Source organism: Microbacterium sp. SLBN-111, from assembly GCF_049739645.1.
Classification (GTDB): Bacteria; Actinomycetota; Actinomycetes; order Actinomycetales; family Microbacteriaceae; genus Microbacterium.
In genome coordinates this window covers 680310-701418 of the sequence record NZ_JBMGQH010000001.1, presented here as the reverse complement: position 1 = coordinate 701418, position 21109 = coordinate 680310, and the positions used below count along the sequence as shown (strand labels likewise).

General features: G+C 67.2%; 14 protein-coding genes. 6 read left to right on the top strand and 8 right to left on the bottom strand.

What is annotated here, in order from left to right:
• Positions 1 to 155: 155 nt before the first annotated feature.
• From RKD05_RS03365 to RKD05_RS03340, 6 genes are all read left to right on the top strand, one after another.
• Positions 156 to 1526, top strand: a complete 1371-nt coding sequence (locus RKD05_RS03365) for a hypothetical protein (RefSeq protein ID WP_424708005.1) — start codon at positions 156 to 158, stop codon at positions 1524 to 1526.
• Between the two features lie 42 nt (positions 1527 to 1568).
• A complete protein-coding gene (locus RKD05_RS03360) occupies positions 1569 to 3014 on the top strand; it encodes a lipopolysaccharide biosynthesis protein (RefSeq protein ID WP_424708004.1) in 1446 nt (481 codons plus the stop codon).
• Entirely contained in the window at positions 3011 to 3838 is an 828-nt protein-coding gene (locus RKD05_RS03355; protein ID WP_424708003.1) for a polysaccharide pyruvyl transferase family protein, read from the top strand. The genes RKD05_RS03360 and RKD05_RS03355 overlap by 4 nt, the downstream gene beginning before the upstream one ends.
• A complete protein-coding gene (locus RKD05_RS03350; RefSeq protein ID WP_424708002.1) occupies positions 3835 to 4839 on the top strand; it encodes a glycosyltransferase in 1005 nt (334 codons plus the stop codon). Before RKD05_RS03355 ends, RKD05_RS03350 begins: the two co-directional genes overlap by 4 nt.
• Before the next feature lie 342 nt (positions 4840 to 5181).
• Complete coding sequence (locus RKD05_RS03345) at positions 5182 to 6321, top strand: acyltransferase family protein (RefSeq protein ID WP_424708001.1); 1140 nt, start codon at positions 5182 to 5184, stop codon at positions 6319 to 6321.
• 392 nt (positions 6322 to 6713) lie between these two features.
• Positions 6714 to 11303 (top strand): DUF7594 domain-containing protein, encoded by a 4590-nt coding sequence (locus RKD05_RS03340; protein ID WP_424707999.1) that lies wholly within the window; start codon positions 6714 to 6716, stop codon positions 11301 to 11303.
• A gap of 150 nt (positions 11304 to 11453) precedes the next feature.
• On the opposite strand, the gene RKD05_RS03335 is transcribed toward RKD05_RS03340, so the two are convergent.
• The 8 genes from RKD05_RS03335 to RKD05_RS03300 form a co-directional block, all read right to left on the bottom strand.
• A complete protein-coding gene (locus RKD05_RS03335; RefSeq protein ID WP_424707997.1) occupies positions 11454 to 13394 on the bottom strand; it encodes an acyltransferase family protein in 1941 nt (646 codons plus the stop codon).
• 175 nt (positions 13395 to 13569) lie between these two features.
• Positions 13570 to 14643, bottom strand: a complete 1074-nt coding sequence (locus RKD05_RS03330) for a glycosyltransferase family 4 protein (protein ID WP_424707996.1) — start codon at positions 14641 to 14643, stop codon at positions 13570 to 13572.
• Entirely contained in the window at positions 14640 to 15812 is a 1173-nt protein-coding gene (locus RKD05_RS03325; protein WP_424707995.1) for a glycosyltransferase family 4 protein, read from the bottom strand. The genes RKD05_RS03330 and RKD05_RS03325 overlap by 4 nt, the downstream gene beginning before the upstream one ends.
• The gene (locus RKD05_RS03320) at positions 15809 to 16966 is read right to left on the bottom strand and encodes a glycosyltransferase (protein ID WP_424707994.1); all 1158 of its coding nucleotides are present in this window, start codon (positions 16964 to 16966) and stop codon (positions 15809 to 15811) included. Before RKD05_RS03320 ends, RKD05_RS03325 begins: the two co-directional genes overlap by 4 nt.
• Positions 16967 to 16968: 2 nt before the next feature.
• Complete coding sequence (locus RKD05_RS03315) at positions 16969 to 17925, bottom strand: NAD-dependent epimerase/dehydratase family protein (RefSeq protein WP_424707993.1); 957 nt, start codon at positions 17923 to 17925, stop codon at positions 16969 to 16971.
• Positions 17922 to 18926, bottom strand: a complete 1005-nt coding sequence (locus tag RKD05_RS03310; protein WP_424707992.1) for a GDP-mannose 4,6-dehydratase — start codon at positions 18924 to 18926, stop codon at positions 17922 to 17924. The genes RKD05_RS03315 and RKD05_RS03310 overlap by 4 nt, the downstream gene beginning before the upstream one ends.
• Before the next feature lie 162 nt (positions 18927 to 19088).
• Positions 19089 to 19676 carry a low molecular weight phosphatase family protein gene (locus RKD05_RS03305; protein ID WP_424707991.1) on the bottom strand — a complete coding sequence of 196 codons (588 nt, stop codon included), beginning with the start codon at positions 19674 to 19676 and terminating at the stop codon, positions 19089 to 19091.
• Positions 19673 to 21094, bottom strand: coding sequence for a polysaccharide biosynthesis tyrosine autokinase (locus RKD05_RS03300; RefSeq protein ID WP_424707990.1), 1422 nt, complete (start codon positions 21092 to 21094; stop codon positions 19673 to 19675). The genes RKD05_RS03305 and RKD05_RS03300 overlap by 4 nt, the downstream gene beginning before the upstream one ends.
• Positions 21095 to 21109 lie beyond the last annotated feature (15 nt).

The following is a 21109-nucleotide window of genomic DNA, read 5'->3' as shown; positions in this document are numbered from 1 at the left end:
AAGAGGCGCTGCCGACCCGGTCCCTCCCACCCGCACTCGAGGGGTGAACGACAACTGGTATGGTTTCCGGCAGATGCAAAGCCGCGGGTGATTTGCGAACCGCGTGCAATAGCGCGCATTCCATAGCCCTCGCCCTGATTCCAAAGTGGAGTGACTTGGTCGCCGTCGTCGCGCTGATATTGGCTCTGGTACTGGGGCCTCTGGTCGCGATCGCTCTCGGCCGGAAGTACGGTTACGCGGCAAACGCCGTCGTCGTGATCCTGCTCGGGGCGGCCATCTTCCCGCGAACCGTTCTGACCCTCGTCCGCTCGCCGGAGTCCACGCCGTACGACGTGTCGACCGCGTCGCTCGGTGTTCAGACGCAGGTCATCGCCTTCGTGATCGCCGCGATCATCATCTTGCTGGGCGGCGGCAGGATCAAGGTGCCCATTCCTCTGGTGGTGTTCGTCGTCCTTCTCACGGCGGGGATGTTCATCAGCTGGGGAGGCACCGTCCCGCAATGGTCGGGCTACTTCATGCTCGTGGGCTCGGTGATCGCGTTCGGCGTCGGATGGGCGATCGGACGCGAGGCTTTCACGAAGGAGAAATTCGCTCTCTTCTTCCTCACCCTGATTCTGTTCGTGCTCATCGTGCAATTGGGTGTGTCCGCACTCCAGCTCGCCGGGGTCAGCCTCCCCACGGGTCTGGTCAACTCCGACCGAACACTCGAGCAGACCGTCGGGCGTGTCTCGGGCACGATCGGGCATCCCGCGAACCTCTCCAAGGTGGCGTTCGTCCTGATGCTGCTGTCGTTGCCGTTCACATCGGCGGCCACCAGGCGGGTGTCGCGACTGGCCTTTCTGTGCGTTGCCCTCGCGGCGCTCCTGGGTGGTCTCACGGTCAGCCGGGCGAACCTGATCGCCATGGCCATCCTCCTGGCCGCCTGGGTGCTCACGTTCCCCGGCCGCGCCCGAATCGGCACCCGCATCGGCGGAGCCGTGGTCCTGGCGGGTGCCGCGGTCGTCTTTGCGCCGCTCGTGCTCGAGCGTTTCCAGGACGACGCTGAGGGGGGCCTCCGACCCCTCCTGCTCGCGGCCGCGTGGCGACAGCTCAGCAACGACTTCCTGGTCGGGACGGGTCCGAATTCGTACATCGCGGTCGTGGGGCAGACCGACGCCGCAACCGCCTCCGGCTACCCCGTGCATAACGCGCTCCTCCTCATGACCGCCGAGCTGGGGCTCCTGCTGGCCATTCTCTTCTTCCTTCCGCTGTTCGGGCTGCTCGTGTGGGGCCTGCTCCGGTTCGGCCGCTCGAGCGAGTACCTGTACACCCCGCGCGTCCTCGTCTACTCGATTCCGGGACTCGGCGTCGTGCTCCTCACCGGCTGGGGCATGATCTCGGTCCTGGTCGTCAGCCTGTGGATGTTCACGGTCGGTTTCCTCTCATCGTCGCGGGCAGGTGTGACGCTGGAGAGCATCACCTCGCGCGAGCGCGAGGCCGCAGCACTCGGCGAACCGCTCGCGATAGCGCGGGGAGTCGCGAAATGATCGACACCGAACTGCCTCACCGTCAACACGGCGGCAGCGTCGATGTCTGACGGGGGCCGCGCGGCACGAGGTGCCCGGGTCACACTCGGTGGCCAGGCGGTCAAGTTCGCCCTGCAGTTGACGTCCACGGTCGTTCTCGCGCGACTGCTCTCGCCGCAGGACTTCGGGCTGTTCGCCATGGTGCTCGCGGTCACCGGCCTCGCCGCTCTTCTGGGCGATTTCGGCCTGTCGAACGCCGCAGTCCAGGCCGAGAAGATCTCGGCGGAACAACGATCCAATCTGTTCTGGATCAGCACGAGCGTGGGTGCCGTCCTCTACCTCGGCTTCTTCTTCGCCGCGCCGCTCATCGAAGCGTTCTATCGTGTGGAGGGTCTCGCGACCGTCGTCCGGGTGATGGCGATCGGGTTCGTCCTCTCGGCGCTCACCTCCCAGTTCACCGCGCATCTCACGCGCGCACTGAGCTTCGGCAAGCTCGCCCTCATCGATATCTCGGCGCAGGCGGCAGGACTCGGACTCGCGCTGCTCCTCGCCATCAACGGCGCCGGCTATTGGTCCCTGGTGGGTCAGCAACTCGCCGCTGCAGCGACGCTCTTCGTCTTGACATCGGTCCTCTCCCGGTGGCGCCCCCTGCTGCCCCATCGTGCGCCGATGCGTTCCCTCCTGACATTCGCCGCGAACTCCTTCGGTGTGCAGGCGTTGTCCTACGTCAGTGGCAACGTCGACTCGGTCGCATTGGGTCGTACCTCCGGCCCGGATGCGCTCGGGCTCTACGACCGGGCGTACCAACTCTTCAAGATCCCGGTCCAGCAGATCGCGGCCCCGTTGACGCGGGTGGCTCTGCCGATCCTGTCGCGACAGCAATCCGATCGTGCGGTGATGAGCCGGTACGTGATCAAGGCCCAGCTCGGGATGACCTACGTCCTCGGTGCCGCGTTCTGTCTCGGCGCGGCGCTGGCGTCACCGGTCATTGAGCTCGCGTTGGGTCCGCAGTGGACCTCGGCGGCGGGCATCTTCGCCATCCTGGCCCTGGGCGGGGTGTTCCAGGTGATGGGCTACGTCTACTACTGGTCCTTCCTCGCGTGCGGTCTCACGGGGCTGCAGCTGAGGTTCTCCCTCGTCACTCGTGGCCTCATGATCGCGCTCATCATCGCGGGCGCGTTCTTCGGGCCGCTCGGCGTGGCTGTCGCGGTGGCGAGCAGCCTCGCGCTGAACTGGGTCGTCCTCTCGCTGTTCCCCATGCGGCGAACCGGTCTCGACGTGGGGCGGATCGTGCGCACCGGACTCCGCGGGATCGCAGTCAACGTGCTCATGGCGGCGGTCGTGTGGAGCTTCGACTTCTTCCTGTTCCACGATCTCTTGCACATCGCGCGCATTCTCATCGGAGTGGGCATCGGCGCCCTCTTCTACCTCGTCGTGGCCGCGATCGTGAAGCCGGTCGCGCGGGACGCGAAGGAAATCGTCCACGTGGTTCGAAGGAGCTTTCGATGACCGACCGGGTAGAAGCGTTCTCGTGGAATCCGCGCACCGCACTCCCGGTGCCTCTGCTGCGGAGATTCCGCGTGGGTCCCCGCAAGAACAACTTCGGCGATCTCGTCGGGCCCATCGTCGTCGAGTTGATGCGCTCGCGGCTCGGCCTGTCGGAACAGTCGAGTTCGGGTGAGCCCAGACGGTTGTTCTCCGTCGGATCCGTTCTGCACTTCGCCGCCGATGGGGACGTGGTCTGGGGAAGCGGCGTCAACGGCAAGATCGGTGCAGATCGCCATGGATGGCGGGAGCTCGACGTTCGCGCGGTGCGCGGTCCGCTGACTCGAGAATGGATCGCGGAGCGTACGGGGAAGGACGTTCCCGCCGTGTACGGAGATCCCGCGCTGCTGTTGTTCGAACTCGGCTTCCCCCAGCCGATTCGACGGGTCTCCCGGGCCGTGACGTACATCCCCAACCTCAACGATCTCGGTGCGGGGGCGCCCGTGCCCGTGGTGTCGCCTCGCCGACCGCTGGCGCACGTCCTCGAGCAGATCGCGGCCAGCGAGGTCGTCGTGACCTCCTCGCTGCACGCACTGGTCTTCGCCGAGCTCCTCGGCGTCCCGGTCGCCCTCGTCAAGCCGTCTGCCGAGAGCGCCTTCAAATACGAGGACTACGCGCGTGGCACCGGGCGCGAGGATCTCCCCATGTTCGAGTCCTTCGATGGCGCGCTCACTCACGTGACGACCTCAGCGCATCGAGACGAGGACGCGCTGGCATCCTGGTCGAGCGAGCCGCTTCGGGCGGCGTTTCCAGCCGATATCTTCCGCGCGACCGGGGCGCAGTCGTGATCCGCGTCCTCCACACGGTCTATCCGCCCTCCGACCAGGGCAACCCGTTCGCGTCCTTGCTGATCGACGCGGTCTCGGACGAGACCGACTCGTCATACTTCTCTTGGCGGGCGGCATTCCTCCGGCGATGGGATGTAGTGCACTTCCAGTGGCCCGAGAAGTTCTTCGTCGGTCGGTCCGGGGCGGTCGCTGCTGCGAAGCGGCTCCGGTTCCGGGCCTGGATGCAGGTCCTTCGCTGGCGACGCACGGCCATCGTGTGGACCATCCACAATCTCGCGACCCACGAGGACCCGGGCGCCGAAGCGGCCCGGGAGCTCTCGCGGTTGGAGCGGCGAGTCGACCGGTATGTCGTCTTGAATCCTGCCGTGGAGGTGCCCCTGTCGGCTCCCGCCGACATCATCCCGCACGGTCACTACCGGTCCCTCATTCCCGATGAGGTCCGCACCGAGCCCCGCGGGACTCGTGTTCTGTATTTCGGATTCATCCGTGAGTACAAGAATGTGCCGGCTCTCGTGAGGGCCTTCGTCTCGTCGGGGCTCGACCGGGAGGGCGTGGATCTTCGAGTCGTCGGTCGACCGCACTCCCGTGAACTCGCGGAGGCGGTGGAGACAGCCGCCGAAGACTCGACGGGCGGGGTGAGCATCCGACTGGAGGCGGTTCCCGATCGGGCGCTGTACCAGGAGATCGCCGACTCGTCGGTCGTGATCCTGCCCTATGCGGACCTGTACAACTCAGGCGTGCTCATCATGGCGCTGAGTATGGAGCGTCCGGTCGTCGTTCCGCGGACTCCCGCGACGGAGTACTACCGGGAGCAGTTCGGCGGCGACTGGATATTCCTCTACGAACCGCCCTTGGACGGACCATCGTTGCGCGAGGTCTCCCGGCGGGCCATGGACGTGCCCATTCGCGGTCGGCTGGACCTCGCGCGGCTCGATTGGAGCGCGCTGGCCGCGTCGTATGTCGACACGTACCGTCGCGCGATCGAGGCTCGTCGCGCCTGAGGCGACCGAGCGCGGGTGAACGGCCCGGCGAATGAATGTTTCCGCGAAGAAAAATCTTCGTGATATCGGATCGGCTGACGGACCGATTTTCGCGGCCCCGCGGTCACAATGGCGATCTGACGTTCCTGCGGTTTCCCGCATAGTTCAGCGGAAGGCCGGCGACCGTCATGAGACGTTCTCGTTGCAAGCGGGGGGTGCGAGGGTGAGCGACGAAAATGCGCCACTGATCGACCCCGGTACTATCCGAGGTGGGGCTTTGATCGCAACTCACGCCCACAGAGCCGACGCCAAACCCTGGGGGACTTCATGCGACGCACGGTGTCATCTTCGACGGAGCTGGCGATGACTCCGGTCGAGAGGGAATACGAAGCCTTCCGGGCCGCCCGACGATTCCCCGGTCTCGACGGCCTGCGCGCACTCAGCATTCTGTTGGTTCTGACCTCCCACATGCACGATCCCGTGTGGTCGTTCTTCGCTGGAGGGTTCGGCGTCACCATCTTCTTCGGAATCAGTGGATTCCTCATCACGACGCTGCTTCTGCGCGAGGAAGACCGGCACGGCCGGGTGTCGTTGAAGAACTTCTACATCCGTCGGGTCTTCCGCATCCTCCCGCTGTATTTCCTGGCGCTCGCGCTGACCATCGTCCTCGTTCTGGGGATCGGGCTGGGGGAGGGCGGGTCGAACTTCCTCGAACGCCTTCCCCTGCTCGCCACCTTCAATGGCGAGTTCGCCGGGTCGGGAACGTTCTCGCACTCGTGGTCGCTCGGCATCGAGGAGAAGTTCTACATCATCTGGCCGCTGCTCGCGTTCGGTCTTCTGCCGATCCGCAATCGACTCGGTGCCGTGCTGGCGGTGGCGGTGCCTGCCGCTGCCGTCATGAGTTACGTCCCGTGGACCGGCTATTTCGGGATCTACTTCCCGATCCTCGGAGGCTGCGCCCTCGCGGTCGCCATGCACTCCCGTCGCTCCTTCGCCTTCGCCTTCGCGCTCTCGGGGCGATGGGTGGGAGGCCTCGCCTTCATTGCCATGATCGCCATGCTCGGCCTCAACCGGTATCTCCCGTTCCAGGATCAGTCGAACTACGCCCACGTGGCGTTCGCGGTGTTCGCTCTGCTGGCCATGCCCGGGATTCTCATCGGTGACGGCTTCCAGCGGAAGCTGCTCTCCCTGCGTCCCGTCGTGTATTACGGGAATCTGGCCTACGGCGTGTACCTCTTCCATCCTTTCGTGGGCGATGTCATCGATCGCGCGATTCCCGCCGGACAATCGTCGATCGTTCTGGCGAGTGTGCGTTTCGCTGCGATGATCGTGCTCTCCTTCGCGGTGGCATGGGTGCTTCGCGTGAGCGTCGAGCAGCCGATGATCCGATTCGGTCGTCGCCTGACCTCTCGCACTCCCCGCCCGGGACAGGTCGAGTCGGATCCCGCAAAGCCGGTTTCGCGGCGCGAGGAAAGACTGCGCTCAGCGAGGCAGCCGCGCTAGCGGTTCTGCCCGGACGGAGACGCCTCGCAGGGGAGGCGGCGCACCAGCCCGGCTGGTCCAGCGGTGAACGTGGGTATGGGAAACTGTCGGAACATGCCCTCGCGCCAGCCGTTGATCGAGGCGCGGATGCCTTCGCAATCTGTATCCAGCCCATTCTCGCGCAGTTTTCCCTGCCGATGCGGAAGCATTTGAGAATCTCTCCTTCTCAGCTCTGAGCTGTCCCCCGAATGGGGGACAGCGGTATCGCTTAACGTCCTGTCGTGCGCTTTCGGCGAACGCAAGACGTTGGCATTTTCACGCTCAGGCGCCATACTCAAAGCGTCAGCTGTCATACGCAGCACGTCACTGATTTGAGACGCATCCGCGTCTATTCCCCCTAATCAGGATTTCGCATGAATGCCTTAGCGTCATTTCATCGCCGTCGACTCTTCCTGTCGACGGTGTCTCTCGCGGTCGCAGCGGCCGTCTCCGTCGGCCACATCGTGGCGACTCCGCCCGCACACGCCGCGGTCCTCACGGCCATCGACGTCCGGGCGAGTCACCCTCGGCTCCTGGTCCAGAGCGAGACGGATTTCGTCACGGTTCGCTCGCAGACAACCACGGACGCCGTTTCCGGCCGACTCCAGAAGAACGTCCTCAACTCGGCGGACTACCAGCTGACCCAACCCGTGGTCTCGTACGACTTGCGCGATCCCGCTGCGTCGCTGAAGACGGCCAAGGCCCTCGTGGACAGGGCGTACAGTCTCTCCCTCGCGTGGCGCCTCACCGGGGCTTCCAAATACATGGAGGGGTTGTGGGCGAACCTGGACGCCGCCAGGAACTTCCCTGACTGGGCGCCGGACAACATTCTCCAAGTCGCCGAGATCTCGAATGCTTTCGCCATCGCCTATGACTGGGGGTACAGCTACTGGACCGAGGCTCGTCGGTCGGCGCTGCGCACCGCGATGCTCGACAAGGCCCTTCGACCCACCCTCGCGTACTACCAGTCCCCGGGCGGGACGTCCGGTTCCTGGGTCACCGAGACGAACAATCGCAATGTCGTGGGGAACAGTGGACTCGGCCTCGCCAGTCTGGCCGTCCTGTCCGAGGACACCAGCGGTGACGCCCGCCGGGTGCTCGACTACGCGGTGGAGTCCATCAAGACCGGACTCACGGGTTATCTCCCGGACGGCAGCTACGCCGAGGGCCCGATGTACTGGGAGTATGCGACCGATTACGCGACCACGTTCATCAATGCCCTGAAGACGGCCACGGGCTCCACTCAGGGGCTGGAGACCATCGGCGGATTCGCCAAGAGCGGGACATTCATCAGAGACCTGATGAGCCCCTCGGGAGACTTCTACACCTTCTCGGACAGCGAGACGACCATCTATCCCGCCATGGGCTTCTCCGGGCTCGCCCGATTGACCGGGGACACGTCGCTGGAGGCGCTTTCCGCCTCGATGGACACCAGTCGCCGTGCGGCTCAACGACTGATCTGGCGCGACACCGCGGTCGCCCCGCTCTCGGCGGAGGAGCAGTCCCGGCCACGGGTCGCGGACTACTCCGGCGTCGGCGTCGTGACGCTGCGCGGCGATTCCGTGGACCCGAGCGCGCCCTTCGCAGCCCTCCACTACGGCGGGGATCCGTCCGTGGGACACCGACAGGTGGATGCCGGCGATGTCATGGTCTCCGTAGGGGGCGTGGTCTGGGCCGATGAGCTCGGGCTCGACCGGGCCAGCTACGAAGCGCGGGGAAATGGGGAGGCGGTCTCGGCCCGCTGGACCTACTATCGGAACCGTCTCGAGGGACACAACACCCTGCAACTCGATCGTGACACCACCGCGGACTACCGCGATGCTCCGGGAGGCTCGCTGCTGGGGTCGGGAACCAGCAGTCTCGGCTCCTATGCGGTCGCGGATCTCAGCGCGTCGCAGGGGATGAACGCGGGCACGTGGCGCCGCGGAATCCGAGTCGTCCCGACGGCGATGCAGGTGGTTCTCCAGGACGAGATCTCCATGCCCGGAGGGATCACCACGAGGTGGGGCCTGCACACGTCCGCCGCGGTGGAGATCGCGCAGGACGGTCGATCCGCGATTCTGTACAAGGGCGGCAAGCGTCTGCAGCTCGAGCTCTCCGCCGCCTCCGGATCGCGATTCCGGGCGACGTCGGCCACGCCGTCGCCGGTGTCCCCGTCACCCGCGCAGGACGTCAACCAGGGCGTGACGAAGATCGTCGTCGATGTTTCGGGCGGCTCTGCCCAGACGATCGCCGTGACGATGACGCTACTCCCGCCTGCCGCCGAACCGAGGCCCTTGGCATCCGAGGTCACGGGCCTCGGCGTCTGGGGTGCGTCGGCGGAAACCGCCATCCGGCTGTCCGGTCTGACCGTCGATGGCGAAGCCGTCGTGGGCTTCGACCCGACCCGCCGGTCGTATTCGGTCCACCGTGATCCGGCCGTCCCCGACCCCGTCATCGCGGCCCGAGATGCCTCTGGGGCTGCACTCCCTGTGACGCCCAGCTCTCTGCAGCCGGGTTCCTTCATCATCGGACCCGACGCGTCGACCGGCGTCCTCGTCACCGTTCTGCCGGACCTGACGTCCGTCGCCTCGGCCGTGGCCTCGGCGACTCTCCGGGGGAGCACGGCGGCGGTGTCGGACGGCAACGAGTCGACCGGCTGGGCAGCATCCGGGGTGCAATACATCGAACTGTCGTTCCGAGGCGAGATCGACCTGCACCGACTGGACATCCTCTGGACGGCGAACAGCTCTCGACGTATCGACTATCGAATCCTGGTTCCGGCGGGCGACGGATGGTCCGCGATCGCCTCGGGCAGCTACCGGACGGCGTCCGGATGGTCCTCGCAGCGGTTCGATACGTCCTCACGTACGTCCAAAGTGCGCATCGAGGTCTCCGGCGACCCGAACGGCGATCGCACGTCGACCATCCGTGAGGTCGCGATCTACGGTTTCCGGGACACCCCGGCCCCCGCGAACCTCACGCCTCCGTCCGGAGGGGTTTCGCTCAACGCGTCTCCCGCTTCGGTCGCCGTCGGGGAGTGGACACCGATCGGCGTCACGCTCAGCGGATCGGCCGTCGGCGGACAGGTCGAGATCGTCTCGGCGAACACCGGCGTGGCACAGATCGAGAACAAGGGTGCCGCGGGGATCGCGCCGGGCGCGACGACGCTCGGTGGGTACGCGCGGATCGGATCGTGGGAGTTCGCCTCGCCGTCACGCGCGCTCACCGTCACGGCATCCGAGTCGCTGTCGATCCGACCCAGTGAGGACACGTTCGTCGAAGGCGGAACGAGTGCGACGAGGAATTTCGGAACGGCGGACCGTCTCGACGTGAAGCCGACGATCCCGGCGACGCCGGCCGACGGTACACGCGTGCGTACGGCCCTTCTCCGATTCGATCTGTCGACGATCGATCCCGCACGCATCGCGAGCGCCGTCCTCGTGCTGAACGGCACGATTGCGGACGGCTCCGCCGGCGACGCCGTCCGCGTCGACGCGTATCGGGTGAACGGTGCGTGGACCGGCACGCAGGTCACCTACGCCACTCGACCCGCGTTCGGGGCCCCGGTGGGGAGCACCGTGGTCACGCGGCAGGTCGCTGATTCCCGGCTCGACCTCACCAGCGTCCTCAAAGCGAGCAGCCGGACCGACTTGGCATCCTTCGACCTCGCACTCGGCGGTACGGCCCCCGACAACACCGCGCTCATGGCTCGCTTCGGCAGTTCCGAGTCGGCGACCCCGCCCCGCATCGAGATCGTTCTGGCGCCGGCCGCGGCAGCGATCGGGAGCGCAGCGGCTACCGGCACGATTCGAGGGACGGCGGGCGCCACGTACGACGCAGCCCCGTCGACCGGATGGGCGGGAGGCGCCGGAGCAACGGTCACCTGGACCCTCGCCGCGCCGAGCCTCGTGAAGACGCTGCGCGCCGACTGGAGTCCGGATGCCAGCAGGAAGGTGACGTTCAAGATCCTCACGTCGCTCGACGGCAAGTCATGGAACGACGACGGGACCTTCACGTACGCCGGCGGGGCGGGGCAGGCGGATCACACCCTCAAGTGGTCTCGGACGGCGAAATACGTTCGTGTGCAGCTCGTTTCGACGTCGTCCACCTGGCAGGCCATCCTGCGCGAAGTCCAGATCCTCTCGCCGGGTGCGCCCCCGGCGGCGCTTCCCGATCGCCTGTTCGTCGACGCGAAGGTGACGGTGCCTTCCACGATCCCGATCGGCCAGACGCTCGGAGTGGATGTGTCTGCGACCGATCTCACCGGAGCAGCCGTGTCGACCGTCACGGTGACGCACACCAGCGACACCCCCGCCGTTGTCAGAGTGGAGGCCGACGGGCGGCTGACCGGTGCGTCGCTGGGCACCGCGAAAGTGACCACGACCGTGACTCAGGGACCGCTCTCGCGCTCGTGGGTCAACACGGTCACGGTCTTCCAGCCGGGCCTGTCCGTCATCCGATCCGACGGGGACACCTTCGTGCAGGGAGGGACCACCGCGACGACGACCTTCGGCGACAAGACCCGCCTCGATGTGAAACCGCAGGGCCCGCGATCGGCGTCGGATGGGACGGGGGTGCGTCACGCGTACCTGACGTTCGACCTGAGTGCGATCACACCCGCGTCGGTCCAGTCGGCGACGCTGTCGCTCTCGGGCAGTCTGATCGACGACCCGACGCGTACCGAGACGCGCGTGGACATCTACGAGGTCGCCGGGCCCTGGTCGGAGTCGACCACGACGTATGCGACGCGTCCGCCCTTGGGCGCGCGTATCGCCTCCTTCACCGTCACCCGGGATGTCGCTGTGAGGGAGATCGACCTCACGTCGTACGTGCGCGGCCTCTCCGGCGGCAAGCGCATCTCGATCGCGCTCGGCGGAACCGTCGACACGATGACCGACGTGCTGTTGACACGGTTCGACTCGCGGGAAGCGGGCGTCGCGACGGGGCCGAAGCTGACCATCCAGGAGAACGTGTCGGGCTGACAGCGTCGTCCTCCGCGGGTGGCCCTCCTGCCGGACGGGTCGGGCCACCCTCCCTCCCACGGCATCCTCGGACCCGGAGGGTCTGCGCGCTGCGCGACCCGCCGACGGGCGGGTCGGGGCGGAGGGCCGTGGGGCAGGAGTGCGTACCGATCAGGGACCGGCAGGCGGCGTCATCACGCGCGCGAGCGCCGCTCCCAGGGGGCCGGCCAGTTCGGCGCTGAACGTCGCCGTCAGGTGGTGGGCGTCCCGGTACACGAGCGTGTCGCCGATGACGGGGTTGCACACGTCGGAGCACAGGTAGTCGGTCAGGTCGATCACCGGGCTTCCGTTCGCATCCGCCGCTTCGGCCTCCGCCCGGCGGACATCGGCTCGAACGGCCTCCGTGCGCGGAAGTCCGCACGCCGCGGTGTCGTCCAATCGGGCCGAGAGACAGATGGACGGTGTCTGCCCGAGATCCGGGGTATCGGCGATGACCGCGGTCGGGGCGGAGATGCGGGTCAGGGTGGAGGACAGCGCCGCCGCCCAGGCATCTGCGTAACCGCGATTCGCCGGGAGGTTGAGATTGGCCGTGCCGAAGTTCGCGATCAGCACGAGTGCCGGGCTCTCCCGGTCGATCCTGTCGATCACCGCGTCACGCCAGGTCGAGCACTCCGTGTACGGGACGCCGTCGCGGAAGACGGTGGCGTCGATCGACGGGCACGAACTCTTCGTGTGAACTTCCACCGCGTATCCGTTCTGGTCCGCCCACCCCATCAGAGCGGGGAACCATTGGGCCGCGTGGGAGTCGCCGAAGAGGACGACCCGCGGCGCCGAACGATCGCCGTACACGCAATCAGCGGGGGCGGTGTCCGCGAAGGATCTGTGGCATCCGTCCGCGTAGATCCGGGGTTGGTCCGATGACGCGTCCCGAAGGGCGGGACGCAGGTTCGCGGGCACGAACGAAGTGAAAGCGGGTGGCGTGGTCAGAGCCGACGCCGCGGCCGTCCGCGGGGTGAACAGGTCGCGGCTGTCCGCTGCCACTGATGCGCCCGTCGCGACGAGGATCGCGGCGAGCGAGCCCGCGAGCGCAGCGAGAAGGGTCCGGCGCGGTCGTGCATCCACCAGCACGCGCCAGCTCCGTGCGGGGTTTTCGACGTACCTGTACAGGGCCCAGGCGATCGGCACGCACGCCGCGGCGATGAGCAGCGTGATCCACAGCGGCAACGGGTGCGCGTAACCGACGGCAGCCTGCGGGATCACCAGCGCGGGCCAGTGCACCAGGTACAGCGAGTAGGAGATGGCGCCGACGAACGCCATTCCGCGGAGCGAAAGCAGCGCCGACGGTCCATAGCGGGTGGGCGTCGCTCCAGCCAGGATCACCAGGGCGGTCGTGATGACCGGCAGAGCTGCCCAGTAGCCGGGAAAGGGCGTCGAGGAGGTGAACAGCACGACGGTGGAGAGGAGCCCGAGCAGTCCCGCCCAGCCCAGGATCGCCGCCGAGCGTGGCCCGAGGACCTGGGCGCGATGGTGCAGGGCGAAGGCGACGATCCCACCCGCCCCCAATTCCCACGCTCTCGTCGGCAGCGAGAAGAACGCCCACGGCTGCAGGCGGAACGTGAGAACGACACAAGCCAGGAAGGACAGGGCGACGATCACCGCGAGTGCGACGCCGAGGGCACGGCGAGAACGGAGATGTTTCCACCCCAGGGCGAGCAGGAGGGGCCAGATCAAATAGAACTGCTCTTCGATGCCGAGCGACCAGTAGTGCTGGAACACCGAAGGCGTCGTCTCGGCGAGATAGTTGGTGCCGTTGGCGGCGAAGAGAAGATTCGGAACGTAGAGCGCCGTCGCCACGGCCCCACGCCAGACTTCTTCCATCAGCAGCGGGGGGAACCAGATCAGAGCAGCCAGGACGGAGAGCACGACCACGAGGAGCGAGGCCGGGAGGATTCGGCGCGCGCGCTTCGCGTAGAAGCTCGCGAACGGTACGCGGCCGGTGCGGGCCAGACCACCCAGCAGGTGGGAGGTGATGAGGAAACCGCTGATGACGAAGAAGATATCGACGCCGACGTACCCGCCGGGCAGGAACGGCACACCGGCGTGATAGAGCACGACGGCACCGACCGCGATCGCGCGCGCAGTCCCTGGATGTCCCCGCGGAAAGACGACGTGGATGCCATGGCGGCACGCCCGGTGGTGACTCCCGGTTGCGCGCGCGTACCCGTCTGTCTACCGACGGGGCGATCAGAGGGGCGTGCCATTCGGGGGTCTCCAGTCAGCGGGGGGCTCAGGATGGGGGGCGCGCGTCGAGGCGGCCGAGGAGGACGTGGTTGCTGGCAGCGACGACGTTGTCCACGGCGGAGTCGATGGTGAGGAGGGACGCGTTCTCTCGCAGGTGGGCGCTGACTCGGGCATGGAACTCGTCGTCGGATGTGAGGCGAGCGATCGCTTCGCGCCAGCGGCCGACGTCCGAGGTGTCCAGGACGAGAGCCTGTCGGAGGGAGGGATCGGTGTAGAGCATGTCCGCGCATCCGAAGACGTCGGAGAGCACGACGGGGATGCCGAGCATCGCCGCCTCGACCGCGCTGCGCCCGAACGCCTCACGGCTCGACGTGCCCACGTACGCCCGCGCGCTCTGCCAGATCTCCTCGCGGGCGCGCCACCCGCGCACGTCCACGTTGGACGGCGCGCGCTCGCGAACCCGTTCCTCGAGCGGGCCCGTCCCGTACATCGCACCTCGCGCGTCGACGCCCGTGAGAGCGTCGAGGAAGAGCGATGGATTCTTGTCCTCGGAGAACCGCGCCGCCCACACGATGTCGCGGGCACGCGAGCCCGGCTCGCGCTCGGTCTGCTGGGGAGGTACGAGACCGGGCGGGACGAGGCGGTCGACATCGCCGCCGGTTTCGGCCGCGAGGACTCGAGTGGTGGCCCACACCTCGCGCGCACGGCGCAGCGCCAGCCGTTCGATGGCGCGCCACAGGGTGGTCTTCACCCGCGAACTCTCCCCGGCCGCGGGCCAGGGGAGGCCGCGCAGATACGCGACCCACGGACGACGGGTCAGAGCCAAAGCCATGTCGCTCTGCGGAACCATGGTGACGATCAGATCGGCGTCGGAGAACTCCGGGAGGGTGCGCAGGTGGCGGGAGAGATCGCGGACGCCGCCGATGCCGGACGGCTCGATCTCGAACTCCCGCACACCCGCGGACGTCGACGCGGTGCCTCCGGCGTTGTGGGAGACGCCGATCACCGCGGTCCAATCCAATCCCCGGGCTCGCGCTGCTGTCACGAGCTCGATGGTGGAGTTGTAGACACCGCTGCGTGCGATCAGCGGAGCGGCGACGAAGCAGAGACGGGCGCTCATCGCCGGGCCGCCGTTGCGACGACCTCGTGCACCTGGTCGCTGACCTGGGCGTCGGTGAGAAGGCCGGGGGTCCGGGCGGCCTGGCGGGCGAGTGTCTGCCGGAGGGCGCCGTCGGCGACGATCTCGCGGAGAGCGTCGGCCAGCGAGGACTGATCGCGGGGGGTGAAGACGAGGCCGTTCTCTCCGTGCGTCACCCACTCGACCGGTCCGCCTTCGCCGGATACCACGGTGGGCTTGCCCGCGCTCAGGTACTGCAGCACGTTCTGTCCGAGAGGCTCCGCGCGCATCGACGCCTGGACGCAGACGTCGAGTGCGGAGATGGCGGACGGCACATCGGAGGTGTGACCGGCGAAGTCGACCCGGTCGGCGACGCCGAGCTCGCTCGCGATGCGTCGGAGGTCGGCGGCGAACTCGTCGTGCCCGAAAGCCGGCGCACCGTGGAAGACCAGGACTTCGTCGCCGTCGGGGCACGCCTCGGCGAAGGCACGCAGCAGCATCTCCTGTCCCTTCCACGGATCGATACGGGCGATCATGCCGATCCGCCGCACCGGGCCGGTGGCATCCATCGAGTCGGCGTCGACCGGGGCGAGGCCGGCCGGACTCGGGATGACGCGGACGTTCTGCGTCCGAAGGTCCCCGGACACCGTGTCGAGGGACGCCTGCGAGTTGGCGATGACGCCGGCGGCCCGGGGGAGGACCAGACGGCGCATGAGCATCGTTGCGGCCGAGCCGATCGCATCGGCCGAGATGAGGTCGCGAATGTGGACGACGAATGGCTTCCGAGTGATCAGCGCGGCCAGAGCCACATAGACGCTCGCGCGTGTCGTATTGGCGACGAGCACGTCAGCGTCGCGCACCGCGCGCAGCCGCGCCAGAGCCACGGACGACCGGACGATTCTCACCGCGAGACGCAGGTTGGCGCCGAGACCCGTGCCGCCCTCGCGTCGTGCAGCGTGTCCCGGCCCGCTGCGGATGACGGGGACGCTCGCGGGCAGGCCGCCCGCGAAGACGCCCGCCCCCGGATCGGCGGACGACGACGGAAGCGCTACGGCCGGGACCCAATCCTGGGCCACCGAGAGGAGTCGGATCAACGCGAACTCCGCGCCGCCGGGTTCGTCCGAGTGGTCGGCGAACACGACTCGCAAGGGCGTGGAGGGAGGAGGCGTCACGGTGCCGCACCTGCGCCGCCGCGGCCCGAGTCGGCGTCCAACCGGGCGATCTCCTCGCGGAGCCTCCGCGCGAAGTGCGCTTCGGTGAAGAGGTCGGCGTGACCACGGATCGTCGCCTCGTCCCAATCCACGTCGATCGACTTCGTCACGGCTGCCGCCAAGGCCGCCGGCGTCGGCTCATCGAAGTAAACGCCCGTGCGGTCTTCGAGGATCGTGTCGAGGAATCCTCCCCAGCGGAGGACGATCGACGGCTTGCCGTGGGTGGCCCCCTCGATGGGGGTGAGGCCGAAGTCTTCGTAGCTCGATGACACCACCGCAGTGCAGCGCCCATAGAGCCACTGGATCTGCCCGTCGGTGAGGTTCTTGACCATGACGACGTTCGCGCCGGCGAGGCCGCTCAAACGGCGCTCCTCCGGCCCTGCCCCCACGACGACCAGCGGAAGCCCCAGAGAGTTGAACGCCTCGATGACCACGTCGACGTTCTTGTACGGCAGCAGGCGGGAGATGCACAGATAGAACCCGTGTTCCGGGTCGAGAGGGCCGAGGTCGACGGGTTCCTGCGGAACGGACATGTCGACCGAGTGCGGCGCGGGCAACACCTCGGAGTCGATCCCGTATGTCTCCTTGATCCGACCCTGGACCACGGTCGAGATGGCGAAGTACTTCGTCGCCGTCTTCGAGGCGCGGCGGTCCCATCGCTTCAAGAAGGGGGCGAGGAGGCGCAACGCCACCCCGGTGGGGGTGAGCTTCGAGGTGCCGAGGTAGGCATCCCGCTGATAGAGCCATCGGGCGGGGGAGTAGCAGTAGACGATCTTGGAGCCGGTCGTGGGGAACCCGTGGGCCCAGCCGCTGGAACTGACGATCGTATGCCGCGCGTCGACACGGGTTCGTCCCGCCGCCCACGCCAGGAACGGCAGTGCGAGGCGATGCGATCGGCGCAGGAGAGGGACCTTGTTCAGGGGGGAGGTGATGATCGTGGATGCCGCGAACTCGGGGTACGTCGTGTCCGGCTGGTAGAGCGTCGTGTAGATCGGCGACTCGGGGAACGCCCGCTGCAGAGCCAGGACGACCTTCTCCGCGCCACCGCGCTGAGTGAGATAGTCGTGGGCGATGGCGATTTCGGTGCGGGATCCGGCGGCAGAGGTGTCGGTCATGATCACTTTCCTGCTGAAGGGTCGACGACGCGATGCTCTTGGTGTTCGCGGGGCAGCGCGTCGATGTACTCGCGGACGGACTGGTCCCAGGAGATCGTCGGACGCCACCCGAACTCGGACTGCAGGCGGGTGGAGTCGCCCGCGATGCGCGGCGGGTCGTTCGGGCGGATCCGCGCGGGATCGACCACGGTGCTGATGTCGTCTCTTCCGAGCGCGTCGGTGATGGCGCCGAGGATCTCCTCGCCACTGTGGGGGACGCCGGTGGAGATGTTGTAGACGGAGTGCCTGTGCGAGGGGGCGGTGGCGAGTACGAGATGTGCCCGGGCCACGTCCCGCACGTCTGCGTAGTCGCGCTGGGCGCGGAGGTTGCCCGTGGGAACCGTCTCGCCGGGCGCGGCCTCGCGCACCGCCGCCGTGAGGTCGGGCACGATGAACCCTCGCGACTGGCCCGGGCCGATGTGGTTGAACGGACGCGCCACGATCACGTCGACCCCGCGCGTCGCATAGTAGTGGGCCTGTTGTTCCACGAGGAGCTTGGCCACGACGTACGGGCTCGACGGTGCGGTGGCGCTGGACTCAGTGACCGTTCCGGACTCCGTCGGCGTGTACACGGCACCGGAGCTGACGACGACGACCCTGGTCGGGGCCCCGCTGGCGAGGAGCCGTTCGCCCAGGTGAGTCATGATCCGGCTGTTGATCTCGATGTAGCGCTGCGGGTCCGAGAAGGAAGGACCGACCGCGGCGAGACCGGCCAGGTGGATGATCGCGTCGACGTCCTCGGAGATCGGCCACCCCTCGGACAGATCCGCCGAACTGTAGCGCGTCGCGTGGGCGTTCACCGTCGGCGGTGCCGACGGCTCTCTGCCGATCGCCCAGACATCGTGCCCGGCTTCGGATGCGAGGGCGACGACGTGGGCGCCGACGAAGCCGTTGGCGCCCGTGACGACGATCACGCTCATGCCTTGTTCTGCGAGCGGCCCTGTTCCGCGAGGTCGTGAGCGACCATGAGCTTCACCAGGCCGGGGAAGTCGACTTCGCGGCGCCACCCGAGTTCGTTCTCCGCCTTCGAGGGGTCGCCGAGCAGGATGTCGACCTCTGCGGGCCGGAGGAACGCGGGGTTCTGCACCACGTACGGCCGCCAGTCGTCGATGCCGATCTCGGCGAAGGCCAGGGTGAGGAACTCCTCGATGGAGTGGGTCTCACCCGTGGCGAGGACGAAGTCGTCGGGAGTGGAGTGCTGCAGCATCCGCCACATGCCCTCCACGTAGTCCCCGGCGTAGCCCCAGTCGCGCTTGGGCCACAGGTCACCGAGTTCGATGTGGGGCTGCAGGCCGAGCTTGATGCGGGCCACTGCGTGCGTGATCTTCCGCGTCACGAACTCGACGCCGCGGCGCTCGCCCTCGTGGTTGAACAGGATGCCGCAGGACACGAACATGCCGTAGCTCTCGCGGTAGTTCTTCGCAATCCAGTGCCCGTAGAGCTTTGCGACGCCGTAGGGGCTGCGGGGGTGGAACAGCGAGTTCTCGTTGTATCCGGCACCGGGACGGTTGTAATCCAGGCCGCCGAACATCTCGGACGTCGATGCCTGGTAGACCTTGGTGCGCTCGGCGCGGCCGGTGATGCGGACGGCTTCCAGCACGTTGAGGACGCCCTTGGCGGTCACGTCGGCCGTCAGAGTGGGGTTCTTGAAGGAGTACCCCACGTGGCTGACCGCGGCGAGGTTGTAGACCTCGTCGGGGTCGCTGACCTCGATCGCGCGCACCAGCGAGGTGGGGTCGATCAAGTCACCCTCGATGAGAGTGACGTAGGGGAATTCCGCGACGGTCGCCTCTTTGCGGGGGTTATTCTGTCCACGGATGAGGCCGAATACCTCATAGCCCTTCGAATGAAGGAGTTCGGCGATATGGCCGCCGTCCTGACCCGTGATTCCCGTAACCAACGCGCGACGAGCTTCAGTCATTCTTCTTCTTCTCCAGAGTTTCAGAGCTAGTGGATCGTTTTGCCTTGGCGTTTCGACGGAGATCGGCGAAAGGCCGCAGCTTGGCGTTCGGGGTCACTTACCGCCGAACAGTAACAGCCGGACGCCCTCCGTGAGTCACCAGGAAATGAACTGCACGTTTCGTCAGGACCGGGCAGCAGAGGTCAAGTACTTCGCGATCGTGGTGGCTGCGGGCCGGATCTGGTCGAACGATTCCGCGTACGCCTCATCCGAGCGGCGGTACGGATCGATGACGTCGGATTCGGCGGGGTCTTCGGGCTGGGGCGCGAGCCCGCGCTGTACAGCGGCGAGGAGGACCGCTGCACGCATCCTGTCCTCGGGTGTGCCGCCCGCCTCGGTGAGTGCATCACCGGCGGCACCGACGAACTCCGCCACCCGTGCCAACTCGCGGATCGTGAAGGTGCGCCGAGTCGCCGCGGGCGTCATCTCGACGATGGCCTTGCGATGCTCTCGTGACATGGCCAGAACCAGATCGGCGTCGCGCACGATACTCGGCGTGAGCTGACGGGCCCGGTGCGCGGTTCCGTCGAGTCCGTCGGAGCCGAGGAGACGCAGGCCAGGCTCGGGGATGCCGTGATCCACGAGCGCGCCGGTACCGGCGCTCGAGATCTCGACGAAGCCCAGCTCCCCCAACTCGTGCTCGAGGAGGAGCTCCGCTGTGGGAGAGCGACAGACGTTCCCCGTGCAGACGGTCAGGATCCGAAACGTCACGACTCGGCATCCTTCTTCCGGCTCGAGCGAGTACGGCGAGCGGGTTCGGCTGCGGAGCGAGTCTCCGTGTACGCGTACGAACCGTACGAGTAGCTGTCCGGTCCCTTGGACGGCAGCATCGTCACGATGACGCCGAAGAGGCGGCTGCCGATCGCGCTCAACTTCTCGACGGCCGCGGTCAGCTGCGGCTTACGAGTGAGTCCAGACGCCGCGACCATCAACACTCCGCTGGTGAATCGCGACACGACGGCGGCGTCGGTGACCAGCAGAAGAGGAGGGGCGTCGACGAGGACGTAGTCGAAGGCGTCTTCCAGGGCCTCGAGCGTGCGCTGCATCGCCTGGCTGCCCAGCAGCTCGGAAGGGTTCGGGGGCGTGCGCCCGGATGCCAGGACGAACAGCTTCCCCGTGCCCCACTGCTGGAGCACGTCCACCAGTTCAGCCCGCCCGATCAAGACGTCCGTCAAGCCCACGGCGCCTTCCAAGCCCATGTACTCCGCGACGCGCGGGAGGCGGAGGTCGCCGTCGACGAGTGCAACCCGAGCTCCGGTCTCGGCGAGGGCGATGGCGAGGTTCGCGGTCGTGGTCGACTTCCCCTCGCCGGGGCCGGCGCTGGTGACGACGAAGGACCGCGACGAACCGTCGACGTCGACGAACTGCAGGTTGGTGCGGAGACTGCGGAACGACTCCGCTCGGGGGTTGCGCGGGTCCGCGTGGACGATCAAGGGGCGCTTCTTCGCGTCGGGGTCGAGGGCGATCCCGCCCAACACGGGTGCGTCCGTGGCCACCTCGATGTCGTGCAGCGAGTGGATGCGCGTGTCGAGGACCGAGCGCAGCACGGCGACGAGAAGTGCGAGCGCGAGTCCCGCCACGATTCCGAGGCCGACGTTGAGCGGAATGCGTGGGGATGCCGGTGTCGTGGGAACGAGCGCGGGCTGAATCGTCTCTACGCGCACGAGGCTGGCGGAGTTGTCCGACGGCTTCTCCAGCTTGTTGACGACGACATCCGCGAAATTCGTACCGACCGAGTTGGCGATGGAGGCCGCGAGCTCGGGATCCGAGTTCGAGACGCGGATCGAGATGATCACCGAGTTCTGGGGGGCCGACGCCTCAATGCTCGAGGCGAGCTGCTGTGCCGTCGTATTCAAGTTCAGGTCGTCGATCACACGGTCCAGGACGATCGCACTGTCGACCACGTCCGCGAAGCTCACGACGGCCTGGCGCGCGAAGTTGGTTCCCTGGGCCAACTCGCTGATCCCGGAAGTATCAGACCGCACCGAGACGTACAGCTGAGTGGTGGCCTCGTACGTCGACGTCTGCAGAATCGACCACCCGAACGCCCCCGCACCTCCCAAGACCGTCAAAGAGACGATCAGAATCCAGTTCCGATGGAGAATTCTGAGATAGTCGCGCAGTTCCAAGCCTGGTCCGTTCGT

Coding starts and splice junctions, on each gene's coding strand:
- RKD05_RS03320 (WP_424707994.1), bottom strand. CDS start 16,966: ATGACCGACACCTCTGCCGCCGGATCCCGCACCGAAATCGCCATCGCC.
- RKD05_RS03355 (WP_424708003.1), top strand. CDS start 3,011: ATGACCGACCGGGTAGAAGCGTTCTCGTGGAATCCGCGCACCGCACTC.
- RKD05_RS03360 (WP_424708004.1), top strand. CDS start 1,569: ATGTCTGACGGGGGCCGCGCGGCACGAGGTGCCCGGGTCACACTCGGT.
- RKD05_RS03315 (WP_424707993.1), bottom strand. CDS start 17,925: ATGAGCGTGATCGTCGTCACGGGCGCCAACGGCTTCGTCGGCGCCCAC.
- RKD05_RS03340 (WP_424707999.1), top strand. CDS start 6,714: ATGAATGCCTTAGCGTCATTTCATCGCCGTCGACTCTTCCTGTCGACG.
- RKD05_RS03330 (WP_424707996.1), bottom strand. CDS start 14,643: ATGAGCGCCCGTCTCTGCTTCGTCGCCGCTCCGCTGATCGCACGCAGC.
- RKD05_RS03310 (WP_424707992.1), bottom strand. CDS start 18,926: ATGACTGAAGCTCGTCGCGCGTTGGTTACGGGAATCACGGGTCAGGAC.
- RKD05_RS03345 (WP_424708001.1), top strand. CDS start 5,182: ATGACTCCGGTCGAGAGGGAATACGAAGCCTTCCGGGCCGCCCGACGA.